A 15,366-nucleotide genomic window follows, 5' to 3' on the forward strand; every position below is an offset into this window, starting at 1 on the left:
CTATGGGCTGGCTTTGGCCATGTGGGGGTTTGTCGCCCCCACATGGAGTGTTCAGGGGGCGAGCAGCACGGTTGCGCGCAGGTCGGCACGGACGGTCTGGGTTTCTGCTGTGCTGGAGGGGCTATCGCTGATCGAATCGTTAGCAATACCAGCGGGTGCAGCGCGGAGCATAATGGGCATGGGGTGCGGGTAGCCCTGATCAGATACGCTGATCTGCGTAAACCGGGCCACATGCAGGCCAAGTGAGGCGGCGAGTGTATCGGCCTGTTTTTTGAGTTCCGCTACCGTCTGTTTTTCGGCATCCAAAAACAGGCTCTGTCGTTTTTCGTCAGAGAGCGACCAGTCCAGCCCTTCCAGAATAAGGCCCTGCGCCTGCAACTGTCCGGCCAGTGGCAGCAGGCTTTTGCCATCTGTTGCCGAAAAACTCAGTGTCTGGCTGGCGGTCCAGTATGGGCGGGCCTTTTCGGGCCGTGTTTCGTACACGGAATACTGGAGGACGGCGGCTTTGATATCGGTATTTTTGGCGGCCTCATCCGTGGCTTTTTTTACCACGGCATTGACATCCCTTTGGGCGGAGGCTGCATTTTTGTTCTGGCTTTCCGCCCTAAAGCGCGCACTCAGCTTGTCGGGGGCGGCCTGTGTTGTGCCCGTGGCGTGGATTTCCAGCCGGGTATAGGGCGCGGTGCTGCTGTCTTCGGCGTGGGCGGGGGCGTTGCAGGCCATAACAACCACGCCCGAGGTCAGAGCAAAAAGGCTCACGGGCCGAAAAACGGTGGGGAGAGTCACGATGGTGCTCCTTTTGCATTCAGTAAGGCGCGGCGCAAGCGCACGAGTCCGGGGCGGACATGCCCGGTTTCACAAAGGGCCATGCCTTCTGTCTTCAGGTTGGAAACGGAGGCGGAGGGCTTTGTTGCTGAATAAGAATCTACCAAATGGGCAAGTTCAAGGCAGAAGGAGAGGCTGTCGGAGGTTACAACCACAGGGGAAGATAATCTGGGCGCAGGAAAAAAGTGCCAGCCAAATGGCAGCGATGCGGGCAGGTGCTGGTTACTGGCAAGGGTGACAGAACCGCCAGCAACAACGCACGCCAGTGCAAGGGTCAGAACAAGAGGTAAGCGGAACTTCATACAAACACTAAGAAACACAATCGTCTGTTATTTCAACAAATCTATCCATCTAAAACGATCTATTAACGTTAATAGATTTAGGTCATCATTGTAATATTACGTATATTTTATTTTTAGTGATCGAAATCATGTATTGCAGGCACATCAATAGTAACGGCCAAACCGGGGTTGTTGTGCGACAGGCGCAGCGTGCCACCATGCAGTTCCACAATGGCCTGCACAAGGGCCAGCCCAAGGCCGGAGCCGGGGGTATGGCGTGCGCGTTCAGCCCGAAAAAACCGTTCCGATGCGCGGGCAAGGTCCGCTTCGTTCATGCCAATGCCGCAATCCACAACCGTAATGCGAATGGTGCCAGCCTGTTCACGCTCGGAGGAGGTGGGGGAAGGCAGGGTCCAAGCGCTCAGGTTGATGGAGCCGTGCGGAGGGGAGAATTTAATGGCGTTGTCCAATATATTGGCCAAAGCCTGCTGGAACATGGCCTGATCGCCCCAGAAGGGCAGGTGGGCGGGCAGGTCTGTCTGTAATTTCAGATCGTGGTCATCGGCCACGGCTTCATACAGTTCGGCTATGTCGCGCAAGGTGGTGGCCAGATCAAATATGGCAAAAGCCGAACGGCGGGTGCCTGCCTCAATCTGGGCAATGCGCAGCAGGGCTTCGCAAATGCCGGTTACGTTGTCCAGATTGATCACGGCCTGATCAATGGCGGCACGTAGGGCCTGCTCGCTTGTGGCGGAGGTGGACGCATCTTCCAGTTCCGCGCGGGCGCGGGCAATGGGGGTGCGCAGGTCATGCGCAATGGAGTTGGAGACCTGCTTGACCCCGTCCATAAGCCGGGTAATGCGGTCGAGCATCTGGTTGATGGTCAGGGCCACATCATCCAGTTCATCCCCCGTGCCGGATACGGGAATGCGGCGGGTCATATCGCCCTGCGTAATGGCCAGAGTGGTGCGGTTGATGGAGTGAATGATCCGCCGGAACAGGGTTCGCACAACCCAGCCGCCGCCAATGGCCAGTAACCCGACCATAATGCATGTCCAGAGCATGGCGTCTGTCAGCATCCGCTGGATTTGGGTGCGTTCGCTAATATCGCGCCCGATCAGCAGGTGGTAATCGCCTTGAAGTGTCCATATGCGGACCTGAGCAAGGTTGAGCTGCCCATCACGCAACACAGGTAGGGTTTGCCAGCTTAGGGCTGGGTCCAGCCGTGCGGGCCAGTGGGCCAGATTGCCCGACAGCAGTTTGCCGTCTGGTGCGCTCAGCAGGTAAATGGCGTTATCGTCTATATCCTGCGCCAGCCGGTTGCTGATCAGGTTTTCCAGCCCCAGAATACCCTCATGCGTCCACTCCGTGAGCAGGGCGTGGGCATCAAGGGCTATGGAGTGGCGCACACGTTGGTCCAGCAGGCCAATGGTGCCCCACCAGACAAACGATAAAAATAGGATAGCGGAACTAATGAACAGGGCACTGTAAACAATGCCAAAGCGCAGGCTGACCGATTGGATGCGAAGTTTACGGAAGTTGGTCTGCATCAATCGCCGGACTCTGTTCATTCCTGAAGCATGTACCCGGCGTTACGGACGGTATGCACCAGCGCGTGTTCAAACGGCTTGTCTATTTTCTGTCTCAGGCGCGAAATATGGACATCAATCACATTGGTCTGCGGGTCAAAGTGGTAGTCCCACACGCCTTCGAGCAGCATGGTGCGGGTAACGACCTGCCCGGTATGGCGCATTAAAAATTCCAGCAGCCGGAACTCGCGCGGCTGGAGGTCAATTTTCTGCCCACCCCGGCGGACCGAGCGGGAGAGCAGGTCAATTTCCAGATCCCCAACGGTCAGTTTGGTCAAGGGTTGGGCCTCGTTGCGGTTGCGGCGCACAAGGGCTTCCAGCCGGGCCTGAAGCTCGGAAAAAGAGAAGGGTTTGCTAACGTAGTCATCCCCACCGGCTTTAAGCCCGGCCACTTTTTCGTCCACATCCGCCAAAGCGGAGAGCAGGAGCACGGGGGTCAGGTTCCCTTCACGGCGCAGGGTTTCCAGAATATGAAGCCCCTCCACACCGCCGGGGAGCATGCGGTCCAGAATAATAACGTCGAACTTATCCTGGCAGGCAAGGGCTAGGCCCTGCTTGCCGTCTGCGGCCTGTTCCACCAGATGACCCGCTTCGGACAGGCCCTTGGCGACAAAATTACGGACCGTTTGATCATCTTCTATTAGAAGAACACGCATAGACAGACCCCAATTACCCAAACGGATTACCAAATTCTTACAAGAAATATATGTTCTTGTCACGGGTTAGTGCGGAAATGTTTCATATACGGTCTGTTTCGGCTAGAGGTTTTGTGAGGGAATCGAGTATTGCCAGCAAAACCGCCGTCAGGGGGGATGCAAAAATCAGTCCCGGAAAGCCCAGAATGGCCCCAAACAGGGTCTGGGACAGCACGGTCAGGGCTGGTGGCATCTGCACTGCATGGCGCTGGATAACGGGTGCCAGCACATTGCCTTCAAAAAACTGGATCACGCTGTACAGCACGGCCACCATAATGGTCTCCCGCGTGCCGAGGGAGAGAGCAAGCAGCAGGGCGGGAACCGCCCCCATAATGGCGCCAATATAGGGGATAAAATTACACATCCCCGCCAGCACACCCAGTGCAAGTGCCAAAGGCACACCAATAAACCACAACCCGATGCCCGAGAGCGTGCCCACCACCAGCATGTCCAGCGACTGGCCAGCAACCCACGCCCATAGGGTCTGCCCCGCGCGCAGCAGCAACTGCCGAATGATCGGCCGGCGCTCCTCTGGCACCAGCCGCAGCAGGCCGTTGGCATAGGTTGCAGGGGACATGGCAAAATACAGCCCGGCAATAAGCACCACCACCAGCGTGCCAATGGCGCCAAACGCGGAACCGAGAATACCGGTCATAGACCCGGCAATGCGCGAGCCAAGGTTGGCCAGCCCGCTATCCCCCCCGGTATGGTGCCCACCAAGGGAGGCAGGCAGGTAGTTCAGGATCATCTGCCCGGTAGGCGTGCCTTGCAGGGTGTCGCGCAGGGCCATTTCCTGCTGGCGCAGAGCGTCTTGCAGGCGGATGGCCTCGCTCACAATGGAGGGGCCGCTGTTCCAGACCAGCAGGGCCGCGCTACAGAGCAGGGCCAGCACAACAATGGACAGCGCCCATGCATGCGACAGACCAAGGCGGCGGCGCAGAATGTTGGACAGCCCATACAGCACCACCGCGCACAGTACGGAGGCAAAGACCACCATAAGCACGTCGCCCAGAAGCCATATGAGCAGGCCAGTGCATACAGCCCCCACGCACAGGCGCAGAATGCGGGCAATATGTTCGGGGCCAAAGACGGGGGAGTCCGGTCGCAGCATGTGGGGAGGTGGGGAACCGCTATCTGATGGCATGCAAGAAAACTCTTTCAGGATCGGGAGAGGCTGTGTAACGGCTGTCCGTTCGTTAGTCTGTAAGCACAGGACTTATTACTTTTTTGTGTACTCTTATCCATTCACGCACGGATATGAGAAGAAATTTCTTTGATAGTTGCAGGAGCACGAACAGATATGTCTGGCGGGAACGACGGTGGGCTGGCATCTGCCTCCAAGGCCATTCTCGCTCTGGCGGTGGGTACTTTTGCCATCGGCACGGGAGAGTTCGCGGCAATGGGGCTGCTGCCCCAGATGGCGGACAGCATGCACGCCAGTATCCCACGCACGGGGGAGGCCATTTCGGCCTACGCGTTGGGTGTTGTGGTGGGTGCTCCTGTTGTGTCGGTCATGGCGGCACAGATGTCGCGCAGGCAGTTGCTGGTCATGCTTATGGCGTGGTTTGCGCTGGCCAATGCGCTGGGCACACTTGCCGCAACCTTGGGCATGCTGGATCTGGCGCGCTTTATTACCGGATTACCGCACGGCTCCTTTATGGGGGTTGCCGCACTGGTGGCCGCAGGGCTGGTGGAGCGTGGCTACCGGGGGCGGGCCGTGGGGCGCGTTTTTTCGGGCCTGACCATTGCCAACGTGGTGGGCGCACCGTTTGCAACCTATGCCGGGTCCTATTTTGGCTGGCGGCTGTCCTACCTGTTTATTGGTCTTATTGGTCTGGTATGCTGCCTTATGGTGCTGGCATGGGTGCCGTATGACCCGCCAAACCGGGCGCGCTCGGCCCTGTCGGAACTGGGGGCATTTTCGCGCAAGCAGGTCTGGTACGTTATGGGCACGGTGGCGGTCGGGTGTGGCGGCATGTTCTGCGTGTACACCTATTTTTCCGTAACCTTGCAGGACGTAACCCATGTGCCGCTCTGGGGGGTGCCGCTTTTTCAGGCGCTATGGGGCGTGGGCATGTGCGTGGGGGCCTGGGCCGGTGGCTACCTGATGGACAAAAATCTGAAATGGGCGACCATTTTTGCCTTTTTGTGGAATGCGGCAGCCCTTGGGCTGTTTGCGCTGGTCGCGCATTCGGTCTGGCTAACGGCGCTGGCGGTTTTTATGCTTGGTGGTGGCATTGCCATTGGCCCGGCCATGCAGGTCCGTCTGATGGATGTGGCAGCCGATGCGCAAACCCTTGCAGCATCCATGAACCACGCGGCCTTCAACCTTGCCAACGCCATTGGGGCGTGGTTGGGTGGGCTGGTGCTGGCCGTGGGCTTTGGGCTGGAGGCCACGGGCTGGGCTGGCATGGCGCTCTCGGTCGTGGGGTTGGTGCTCTTTCTGCTCTCGCTGCGGGTGGAGGAGCGAGACGCCAGAAAAGCCGCGCAAATGGAAGGCGGCGCTGCGTAAGCCGGGTGTGGGGGCAGTTTTTTCTCGACCTGTCTGCCTGTTTTTCATAACCATTGAACAGACGGTTCAATATTACAGGTGAGTGATGATGCAGGTCAGCAGCCCCTACCAGATACTGAATAGTACCGCGACCTCTGCACAACAGAGCCAGAATAAAAAATCATTGGCTCTGGATTTCAGCAACATGACTCCCGAGGAAATGGAATCCGCAAGGCGGGAACTGAGCGTGGAAGGCAAAATTTCGCTCCATCAGAGTGTGACAATGGCGCTGATGGACGGGTTTGCATTGGAAGGCGTGAATGGTGGAAAGCTCGTGAGTGGCTCCTCCAATATGTATTCAATGATCGATTCGCTCTTGGACTATGAAGAAAAGAATGGGGTTTTTAACGTTCAGCAGAACATTGAATCCCTGAAATCTCTTCGCAAGGTTCTGGAGGAGAATGACGTGCATTACACCCCCACCACATCCATAACGGCCTAAGAGGCAGGCCAGCAGCCTCCCACCCTGCATGAGCGGAGGGGCCGCTGTGTGCTTACGGGTCGCTGGCTGCGGCCTCTTCCATTTCCGCTTCAGCGGCCAGCCAGCGTTCTTCGGTTTCGGCTTCGTCCTTGGCAATGGCTGCCAGCCGAGTGTTCAGGCGGGTTACTTCCGCTGCCTTGCCATCCGCGTACAAAGCTGGGTCTGCCAGTGCGGCTTCAAGCTTTGTGCGCTCGGTTGCCAGCTTGGCCAGTCTGGCCTCCGCATCCTTCACAATTTTGCGTAAAGGTGCCAGCGCCTTGCGGGCCTCGGCCCGGTCGCGGCGTTCATCCTTGCGGCTGTTCTGGCCTGCGTTGTCGGGTTTTGTGCGGTTGTTCGCGCGGCTGCGCTCAAGCAGCCATGTGCGGTATTCGCTCATGTCCCCTTCAAACGGGGTCACCTGAGCATCCGCGACCAGCCACAGCCGGTCTGCCACCAGTTCCACCAGATGCGGGTCATGGCTGATCAGCACGATTGCCCCTTCAAAATCCGCTAAAGCGCGGATCAGCGCATCGCGCGCATCAAGGTCAAGGTGGTTGGTGGGTTCGTCCAGTATCAGCAACTGGGGGGCATCACGCGTGGCAAGGGCAAGGAGCAGGCGGGCCTTTTCGCCCCCCGACAGGTCTTTGACCGCTGTTTCCGCCCGGTCCACATCCAGCCCGAAGCGCGCAAGCTGGGCGCGGACCACATGGGGGGTGGCCTTGGGCAGGGCGCGGGCCATGTGGTCGATCGGGGTTTGCTCAAGGTGCAGTTCCTCGGCCTGATGCTGGGCAAAGTACCCGACCTTGAGCCGGGGGTTACGCTCCACATCGCCCGTTAGGGCGCCCAGCCGCCCTGCAATCATTTTGGCAAGGGTGGATTTACCGTTCCCGTTCGCGCCAAGCAGGGCAATGCGGCTTTCCATATCCAGCCGGAAGGAGAGGTTGCTCAGCACCGGTGTGCCATCATACCCAACGCTTGCGCGGTTAACGCTCAGAATGGGGGGCGGAAGCTGCTCCGGTTCGGGGAAGGCAAAATGGGCTGCCGTATCTTCCACCACGGCGTCGATCACGGGCAGTTTTTCCAGCGCTTTCAGGCGGGCCTGTGCCTGTTTGGCCTTGGTGGCCTTGGCGCGAAAACGGTCTACGAAGGACTGCATATGGGCGCGGCGCGCGGCAATTTTTTCTGCCTGTCGGGTTTGTTGCAGGGCCTGTTCGGTACGGATTCGCACAAAGTTTGCGTAGCCGCCGGGGGTCAGGTTCAGCTTGCCGCGCTCAAGGTGGGCAATGGCGTCCACGCAGGAGTCGAGCAGGCCGCGGTCATGGCTGACAATAAGGGCCGCCCCTGCGAATCGGCGGAGCCAGTCCTCCAGCCATAGCGTGGCCTCAAGGTCCAGATGGTTGGTGGGTTCGTCCAGCAGGAGCAGGTCGGGTTCCAAAAACAGCGCGGTCGCGAGCGAGACACGCATGCGCCACCCGCCCGAAAAGTCCGATACAGGGCGCAGTTGCGCCTGTGCGCTAAAGCCCAGCCCCGCCAGCACGGCCCCGGCGCGCGCGGGGGCGCTGTCTGCCCCTATGGCGCGCAGGCGTTCGTGTATTTCGCCAAGGCGCATGGGGTCCGTGGCCTGTTCGGCTTCGGCCAGCAGGGCCGTGCGTTCGGTATCTCCGGCCAGTACGGTGTCCAGCAGGTTGGCGCCATCTGCTGGGGCTTCTTGCTTGACGCGGGCCATGCGCGCACGGGCAGACAGGCGGATTTCCCCCCCATCGGGGGCAATATCCCCCGCAATGGCGGCCAGCAGGGTGGACTTGCCCGCACCATTGCGCCCGACCAGCCCAACCTTGCGACCGGGGTCTATGGAAAGGCTCGCCTGGTCCAGCAGAACGCGGCCAGCCATACGCAGACTAAGGTTGGAGATGACAAGCAGGCTCAACGCAACTCTCGTTTCTTCTGGAATTATAGATTACATTCTGTGTGGTACCTACCAGCCAGCGCCGATATGCTCTAGATGGAAACGCTGAACGTTCGCCAGATCAGGGCGGATATCTGCGTTTATACCCAAGGAGGGCCTTATGGCTAAAGAACGTACTCTTTCCATTATCAAGCCGGATGCAACCCGTCGTAACCTGACCGGCAAGATCAACGCCGTGTTTGAAGATGCAGGGCTGAGCATTGTTGCACAAAAGCGCGTGCAGCTGTCCCAGGCTGTGGCTGGCGCTTTTTACGCCGTGCACAAGGAACGCCCTTTTTATAACGATCTGGTGTCCTTCATGATCTCCGGCCCGGTTGTGGTGCAGGTGCTCGAAGGCGAAAACGCTGTTGCCAAAAACCGCGAAGTCATGGGTGCGACCGACCCCAAGAAGGCCGACCCCAAGACCATCCGCGCCCAGTTTGCTGAAAGCATTGAAGCAAACTCCGTGCATGGTTCCGACAGCGCGGAAAATGCAGCAAACGAAATCCGCTTCTTCTTTGCTGAAACGGAAATCCTGCCCTAATACGGTCAGGTCACACCCCGGCGTTGTGCCTTGCGCATACGTCGGGGCCGCTACAATGGCGGTTAGCCGCCAAGCCAGAAGTCTTGCGCATGGGAGATACCCGGCCGCAGGATAGGGCAATATTCACGCATTCCTTATATAACCACTCCTTATGCTCCAGCGTTACGAGGCAAGGTGGGATGCCGTTCGCATTCCCGGCCCGCAGTAGGCAGAAAGGAATGTCATGAAAGTTCTGGCGGTTCATCCCAGCGCCCTGATGTACACCAAAGTTTTCCTGCGGCTTGAGCCGTTGGGGCTGGAACTGGTGGCGGGTGCTGCGCGGAATGCCGGACACGACGTGCGGATTATCGACCTACAGGCCGAAACGCACGAAGATTACTGGGAGCTGATTGAGGAATTCCAGCCCGACGTGGTGTGCTATTCCGGCAGTTACCTTGCCAATGTGCCCGAAATCCTCGATCTGTGCCGCGAAACGCGCTACCGCTTTCCGCGAGTGTTCCAGTTTATTGGCGGCCACTCTGTCTCCTTCATTGCCAAGGATGTGCTTGAACTCTCCGAAGGGACGGTCAACTGCATTCTCAAGGGCGAGGGTGATGCCACGGTCGGCCTGCTGCTTGATGCGGTGCAGAACGGCAAGGATATTCTGGAAGTCCCCGGCACTGTCACGCTGGACGGTGAAGGCCCGCCCCCCATTTTTGTCAAATCGCTGGACGAGGTGCGCCCCGCGCGCGACCTGCTGCGCCACCGCAACAAGTATTTTATTGGCACGCTCGACCCGGCCGCCTCCATCGAGTTCGCCCGTGGCTGCCCGTGGGACTGCACGTTCTGCTCGGCATGGACCTTTTATGGCCGTTCCTACCGCACAGCCAGCCCGCAGGTGATTGCGGACGAGCTGGAGGAAATTAAGGAACCCGGCATCTTTATTGTGGATGACGTGGCTTTTGTGCATGAAGAGCACGGCATGGCCATTGCCAACGAAATTAAAAAGCGTGGCATTAAAAAGGAATATTACCTTGAAACCCGCGCAGACGTTCTGCTGCGCAACAAGGAAGTGTTCAAGGTCTGGAGCGAAATCGGGCTGTCCTACATCTTTATCGGCATGGAAGCGGTGGATGAGGAAGGTCTTAAACAGTTCCGTAAGCGCGTCTCGCTCGACAAGAACTTCGAGGCACTGGAATACGCCCGCTCTCTGGGGCTGATTGTGGCCATTAACATTATTGCCGACCCGTCATGGGACCGTGCGCGGTTTGAGGCTGTGCGGCAGTGGTGCCTGGAAATTCCTGATATTGTGAACATTTCCGTGACAACCCCGTATCCGGGAACGGAAATCTGGCACAAGGAAGCCCGCCGCCTGACCACGCGTGACTACCGCCTGTTTGACATCCAGCACGCCGTGCTGCCCACCACGCTGCCTTTGCCCGAGTTCTATGAGGAACTGGTCAAAACCCAGCAGGTGCTGAACACCAAACATATGGGTTGGCAGGCGCTCAAGGATACAGCCGGAATTGCGGTCAATCTGCTCAAAAACGGTCAGACCAACTTTGTAAAAATGCTGTGGAAGTTCAACTCGGTGTTCAATCCCGAGCTGCAACTGGCCGACCACCAGCGCCCCGCCCGCTACCTTATGCCCATGCAGCCCGATGCGGTGGACAAGATCGACCGCAACGACCTGTACGTGCATGGCCCCGGCGGGCGTAAAACCCGCGCGCTGGATGATGCAACAGAAACCTTTGTGGACAAGACCCGTATGGGGGAAGAGGTTTAACCTCCCCCCTCTCTCTCTAAGCCCATCAGTCGCACCCGGGGCGTGTGTCCGGGTGCTGGTCTGCCTCCGCCCGGTGTGTTCAGGGCTGGGGTGGTGGGCCAAACGCAAAGGCTTGCGGGGTATAGGTTTCCACAACCAGACTGAACGGTGCGCCCGCATGGGTGCGCAAAAGTGCGATGTGCCGGAACAGGTGAGGGGGCAGGGCCAGTGGCTCCGCCCCTTCTTTGTAACTTGGGGGCTGGGGGTGTGTTTCCCATAAATCTGGCAGGGGGGACCACAGGGCCTCCCGCCGGATGAGTTGGCGGGTAAACCGTAGGGGGGAGACAACACGGCCAAAGGGTGTGTCGGTCTGTTCTAGGGTGTCTGTCATATTTTTGGTCAGGCGCTGTGGCACAAACCAGTTTTCCGCTTCCGAATAAATATGACCGTGCCCCACAAGCCGGATTTTGCGGTAGCGCAGGGCGTTGGCGCCGGGGTGGGCTGGTATGTCCAGTGCTGCCGCCAGATCGGGGGGGCAGGGGCGTTGCGCGCCCACATCGCGCTCGGCGCGCAGGGTTTGGTGTGGGTCCAGCAGTCTGTGTTCGTGCAGCCAGTTTTCCAGCGTGCGTGTGGCGCTGCTTTCGGCCAGTAGGCGGTTTTCCATCTGGCTGATCAGGGTTGCCAGCATAAGCCGGTGCAAAAAGCTGTTCCGCCACAGGGGGGGCAGGGGCGCTGCGGCGGTCCGGGAGGGCACAAAGTGAGGCATCCTGGCCTTATATCATGCTTTTGGGCTGGTAGGCGGTGCACATCTCTGTTTCGCATCATGGTGGAGTTGCGTTATGGAAGAAGCAGAATGGCCGTGTAAAAGCGCCATGTATGGAATTTGATAAAAAGGATGCAAACGCAATGAGCCAGACGACAGCAAGCTTTATGGTCGAAGGGATGACATGCGACGGTTGTGTTTCGTCCGTAAAACGTGCGCTGGCCGCAATTGACGGTGTGGATGGTACGGACGTTAATCTGGCCAATGGCGAGGTCAAGGTTACGTATGATCCAGCGCGTGTTGGTGTTTCTTCCTTGCGTGACGCCATTCGTGGTGCCGGGTACGAAGTAAGCTGAACAGGTTCCTGGCGTGTCATGCAGCCAGCGGAAAGGGGGCGTGACCTGCGCTCTCTGGTTGTTGGCGGTCGGGCATGGCACCATGGGCCGCACCGGAGCAACCGGTGGCAAAAGGCCGCTCGACAGGCAAAAACAGAGGTAAGCTGGTCCGTGACGCAGAAAACAAACAAATTTGCTCTGGGGGTAATGGCGGCGGGCGGCTTGCTGCTGGCTGGGTGTTCATCCGAGATCGGGCGTGTGCCCTTGCTGGATACGGACATAACCTGCCTGCACAAGCAGATGGCTGGCCCCATGTTTTTGAGTTTCCCGCTTGCGGCCAATACCTGCCAGCGCATGAGCAACGGCGGGTTTGTGCTGGGCGAGGCCAAGGCCAAACCTCTGCCGCTCGACCTTAAAGGCGCACCGGACCTGCAAAAACTGGCCGATGAATACGGCTACACCTACACCCGGTAAATGGGGTGGGGGAGCGGAGGGGTCAGCCCTCCAGTTCCGCATCCCAGTATAAATAGTCTCGCCAGCTTTTGTGCAGGTAATTGGGGGGGAAGGCCCGCCCGTTTTCCTGTAACTCCCACGATGTGGGGCGTACGGGGGTACGGCGGGGCAGCATGCCAATATGGTGGGGCATGTGCGGTCCCTTGCGCAGGTTGCAGCAGCCGCAGGCGGTTACCACGTTCTCCCAGCTTGTGCGCCCGCCCTTGCAGCGGGGAATAACATGGTCAAACGTGAGTTCCTGCGTGGGGTGGCGCTCCCCACAATACTGGCAGGAAAAGTTGTCGCGCAAAAAAACATTAAAGCGCGTAAAGGCCGGTTTGCGGGCTGCGGGCACATAGTCCTTGAGGGCGATCACGCTGGGGAGGCGGAAGGCCTGATTGGGTGAATGGACTTCCATGTCATATTCGCTCAGGACCGAAACCCGGTCGAGGCACACCGCTTTTATGGCATCCTGCCATCCCCATAGGGAGAGCGGGAAGTAGGAAAGTGGTCGGAAGTCTGCGTTCAGAACAAGAGCTGGGTAGTTTAGAGTACTGCCATCCGCCAAGACGTGTCTCCTCGTATGCACGAGAACACAGTTCCGAAGGGGTCTAAAAAACTCAAGCCGACCGCCAGCAGAAGTGCGTCGTCGAGATCATTACCGCCAAGACTATTGCAGACACCAGAAGGTGTGGCAAGAAAATGCAGGCCAATAGTCACGGATATTTGGCGGCCTTAGACATTTGGTAAGGTCATTATGACTATTCGATTACAGTACTATGAACATTGTAAAACAGAATGGGTCACCCGCTTTGCACCCAGCCCCACGGGGGCGCTGCATCTGGGGCATGTGGCGTCTGCCCTGTTCGGGTGGGAACTGGCGCAGCCCAAGGGGCAATGGCTGGTGCGGATGGAGGATATAGACCCCCAGCGCTGCAAACCTGCATTTGCCGCCGCCATTATGGCGGATCTGGCATGGCTGGGGCTGGTGCCCGATGGGCCTGTTGTGCACCAGTCCGCGCGTATGGCGGTTTATGGGGGTGTGCTGGATAGTCTTGGGCGCATGGGCGTGCTGTACCCCTGCTTTTGCACCCGTTCAGATATTGCGCGCGAGAGTGCGGCCATATTCTCTGCCCCCCACACAGCCCCCGATGGAAGCCTGCTGTACCCCGGTCGCTGCCGCCACATGGATGTGCGTGAGCGTGAGCAGCGTATGCAGGCGGGTCAGCCTTATGTGCTGCGCCTGCACATGGCGCGCGCCGTGGCGCAGGCCCGCGCGCTGGTGGCGGCCCGGAGCACGGCGGAGGCCGGTGTGGAAGCAGCCGCAGGCTGGCCACTGACTTACCATGATCTGGCCTATGGCCCACGTGCCTGCCAGCCCGAACTGTTTGGGGATGTGGTTCTGGCCCGGCGCGACGTGCCCGCATCCTACCATTTGTGTGTAACGTGTGATGATGCAGCGCAGGGTGTTACATTGGTTACAAGGGGCGAGGATTTGCGCCCGGCCACCAGCCTGCACCGGCTGTTGCAGACCCTTATGGGCTGGCCCGCGCCGCATTATGCATTCCACCCGCTGCTGTGCGATGCCACGGGCCGCCGTCTGGCCAAGCGTGATGGCGCACTGAGTGTACGCGCCATGCGAGAGAGCGGGCTGAGTGCGGCGCAGGTGCGCGCTCAGGCCGTATTTGCGGCCCCGCAGTATGGTGGCGCGCCCTAGCGCCAGCCCGCGCCACCCCCCGAAGGCCCTGTTTTTGCATGACAGGGGAAGGACCCGCGCAGAACAAAAAAGATAGAGCAGGTGGAATCTCCGGTTCCGCCCCGAGCGGAAGAGGATTACTGTGCGCCCCGAAGCAGCACATCCGGGGCATGCGGTCGGGCTTTTTGCTCGCTCAGGTGCGGGATGTCTTAAAAATATTGTGTCGGAAAGTAAGAAAACCATGAGCCTTGTTGCTGACCGCCTGAACAGGATCAGTCCTAGCCAGACCATCGTCATTTCAACGCGCGCACGGGCGTTGAAGGCGGAGGGGCGGAATATTATCAGCCTTTCCGCGGGTGAGCCGGACTTCAACACACCCGACAACATTGCTCAGGCTGCCGTAAAGGCCATTGCCGCGGGCCAGACCCGCTACACGGACGTGGCAGGCACACCCGAGTTGCGCAAGGCCGTGGCCGAACGCTTCCGGCTGGATAGCGGGCTGGATTACACACCGGAGGAAGTTATTGTTTCCACCGGCGGCAAGCAGATCATCTACAACGCCATGATGGCCACCCTGAACCCGGGGGATGAGGCCATTATTCCAGCGCCGTGCTGGGTATCCTACCCCGATATTGTCACGCTGGCCGAAGGCGTGCCCGTGGTTGTTCCGTGCAAGCGCGAAAACGGTTTTCGCCTACAGGCGGATGAGCTGGAAGCCGCCATTACGCCGCGCACCAAATGGGTTTTCCTCAACTCGCCCTGCAACCCCACGGGGGTCGCATACTCGGCCGAGGACCTGCGCCCGCTATGCGATGTGCTGCTGCGCCACCCGCATGTCTGGATTTTTACGGACGATATTTACGCCAAGCTGGTGTACGATGGCTTCCGCCCCGCAACATTTGTGGAGGTGGAACCCCGCCTGCGTAGCCGCACCGTTACCATGAACGGCGTGTCCAAAGCCTATGCCATGACCGGCTGGCGCATTGGTTTTTCCGGTGCTCCGGTGGAACTGACCAAAGCCATGAACAAGCTGCAGGGGCAGTCCACCTCCAACACCTGTTCCATTGCACAGGCCGCAGCGGTGGAAGCCCTGACCGGCCCGCAGGACTTTATCCAGACCATGGTAGACACCTATCAGGGACGGCGGGACATGGTGGTGAGCATGATCAACCAGGCCAAAGGCATGGAATGCGATATGCCACAGGGCGCGTTCTATGTGTTCCCCTGCATTGAAAAATGCCTTGGCAAAACCTCACCGGGCGGAAAACTGCTTAAAACGGATGAGGATTTTGTAACAGCACTGCTGGAGGAGGAAGGCGTTGCCGCCGTCCACGGTTCGGCCTTCATGTATCCGGGTTACATGCGTATTTCCTACGCGACCGATACGCAGAGCCTGCGTGACGCCTGCACCCGTATCCAGAAATTCTGTGAAGGCCTGCAATAAGT

16 protein-coding genes are annotated in these 15,366 nt (G+C 59.0%); 8 read left to right on the forward strand and 8 right to left on the reverse strand.

All coding sequences use genetic code 11. The features are described from left to right. Positions 1–51 precede the first annotated feature (51 nt). From AABE20_RS06540 to AABE20_RS06560, 5 genes are all read right to left on the reverse strand, one after another. Complete coding sequence (locus AABE20_RS06540; protein ID WP_338332345.1) at positions 52–786, reverse strand: SIMPL domain-containing protein; 735 nt, start codon at positions 784–786, stop codon at positions 52–54. Next, entirely contained in the window at positions 783–1,127 is a 345-nt protein-coding gene (locus tag AABE20_RS06545; RefSeq protein WP_338332346.1) for a hypothetical protein, read from the reverse strand. The genes AABE20_RS06540 and AABE20_RS06545 overlap by 4 nt, the downstream gene beginning before the upstream one ends. 113 nt (positions 1,128–1,240) lie before the next feature. Further along, positions 1,241–2,656, reverse strand: a complete 1,416-nt coding sequence (locus AABE20_RS06550) for a HAMP domain-containing sensor histidine kinase (protein WP_338332605.1) — start codon at positions 2,654–2,656, stop codon at positions 1,241–1,243. Between the two features lie 17 nt (positions 2,657–2,673). Next, positions 2,674–3,351 carry a winged helix-turn-helix domain-containing protein gene (locus tag AABE20_RS06555; RefSeq protein ID WP_165991704.1) on the reverse strand — a complete coding sequence of 226 codons (678 nt, stop codon included), beginning with the start codon at positions 3,349–3,351 and terminating at the stop codon, positions 2,674–2,676. 82 nt (positions 3,352–3,433) lie between these two features. Then, positions 3,434–4,501, reverse strand: a complete 1,068-nt coding sequence (locus AABE20_RS06560; RefSeq protein WP_408740794.1) for an AI-2E family transporter — start codon at positions 4,499–4,501, stop codon at positions 3,434–3,436. A 189-nt stretch (positions 4,502–4,690) separates the two neighbouring features. Between AABE20_RS06560 and AABE20_RS06565 the strand changes: the two genes are divergently transcribed. Further along, complete coding sequence (locus AABE20_RS06565; RefSeq protein WP_338332348.1) at positions 4,691–5,902, forward strand: MFS transporter; 1,212 nt, start codon at positions 4,691–4,693, stop codon at positions 5,900–5,902. A gap of 184 nt (positions 5,903–6,086) precedes the next feature. Beyond that, positions 6,087–6,383, forward strand: coding sequence for a hypothetical protein (locus AABE20_RS06570; RefSeq protein ID WP_338332349.1), 297 nt, complete (start codon positions 6,087–6,089; stop codon positions 6,381–6,383). Positions 6,384–6,435: 52 nt separating this feature from the next. Here the strand turns inward: AABE20_RS06570 and AABE20_RS06575 are convergent, their stop codons facing one another. Continuing rightward, positions 6,436–8,328 carry an ABC-F family ATP-binding cassette domain-containing protein gene (locus tag AABE20_RS06575; RefSeq protein ID WP_338332350.1) on the reverse strand — a complete coding sequence of 631 codons (1,893 nt, stop codon included), beginning with the start codon at positions 8,326–8,328 and terminating at the stop codon, positions 6,436–6,438. Between the two features lie 139 nt (positions 8,329–8,467). Here AABE20_RS06575 and ndk point away from each other — a divergent pair, with 139 nt between their 5' ends. Then, a complete protein-coding gene (ndk, locus tag AABE20_RS06580) occupies positions 8,468–8,890 on the forward strand; it encodes a nucleoside-diphosphate kinase (RefSeq protein ID WP_338332351.1) in 423 nt (140 codons plus the stop codon). 223 nt (positions 8,891–9,113) lie between these two features. Next, positions 9,114–10,655, forward strand: coding sequence for a hopanoid C-3 methylase HpnR (hpnR, locus tag AABE20_RS06585; RefSeq protein ID WP_338332352.1), 1,542 nt, complete (start codon positions 9,114–9,116; stop codon positions 10,653–10,655). Positions 10,656–10,734: 79 nt separating this feature from the next. On the opposite strand, the gene AABE20_RS06590 is transcribed toward hpnR, so the two are convergent. Next, positions 10,735–11,388, reverse strand: a complete 654-nt coding sequence (locus AABE20_RS06590) for a hypothetical protein (protein WP_338332353.1) — start codon at positions 11,386–11,388, stop codon at positions 10,735–10,737. 152 nt (positions 11,389–11,540) lie between these two features. On the opposite strand from AABE20_RS06590, the gene AABE20_RS06595 reads away from it, so the two are divergent. Together AABE20_RS06595 and AABE20_RS06600 are read left to right on the forward strand one after the other, a co-directional pair. Continuing rightward, the gene (locus AABE20_RS06595) at positions 11,541–11,753 is read left to right on the forward strand and encodes a heavy-metal-associated domain-containing protein (protein WP_025826709.1); all 213 of its coding nucleotides are present in this window, start codon (positions 11,541–11,543) and stop codon (positions 11,751–11,753) included. 186 nt (positions 11,754–11,939) lie between these two features. Next, positions 11,940–12,206: a hypothetical protein gene (locus AABE20_RS06600; protein ID WP_338332606.1), complete on the forward strand. Its 267-nt coding sequence runs from the start codon at positions 11,940–11,942 to the stop codon at positions 12,204–12,206. A 22-nt stretch (positions 12,207–12,228) separates the two neighbouring features. Here the strand turns inward: AABE20_RS06600 and AABE20_RS06605 are convergent, their stop codons facing one another. Beyond that, positions 12,229–12,792, reverse strand: coding sequence for an HNH endonuclease (locus tag AABE20_RS06605; RefSeq protein WP_025826712.1), 564 nt, complete (start codon positions 12,790–12,792; stop codon positions 12,229–12,231). A 189-nt stretch (positions 12,793–12,981) separates the two neighbouring features. On the opposite strand from AABE20_RS06605, the gene gluQRS reads away from it, so the two are divergent. Both gluQRS and AABE20_RS06615 read left to right on the forward strand, forming a co-directional pair. Continuing rightward, complete coding sequence (gene gluQRS, locus AABE20_RS06610) at positions 12,982–13,941, forward strand: tRNA glutamyl-Q(34) synthetase GluQRS (RefSeq protein WP_338332354.1); 960 nt, start codon at positions 12,982–12,984, stop codon at positions 13,939–13,941. 220 nt (positions 13,942–14,161) lie between these two features. Continuing rightward, the gene (locus AABE20_RS06615) at positions 14,162–15,364 is read left to right on the forward strand and encodes a pyridoxal phosphate-dependent aminotransferase (protein WP_338332355.1); all 1,203 of its coding nucleotides are present in this window, start codon (positions 14,162–14,164) and stop codon (positions 15,362–15,364) included. Positions 15,365–15,366 lie beyond the last annotated feature (2 nt).

Source organism: Acetobacter zythi (genome assembly GCF_963921165.1).
Classification (GTDB): Bacteria; Pseudomonadota; Alphaproteobacteria; order Acetobacterales; family Acetobacteraceae; genus Acetobacter.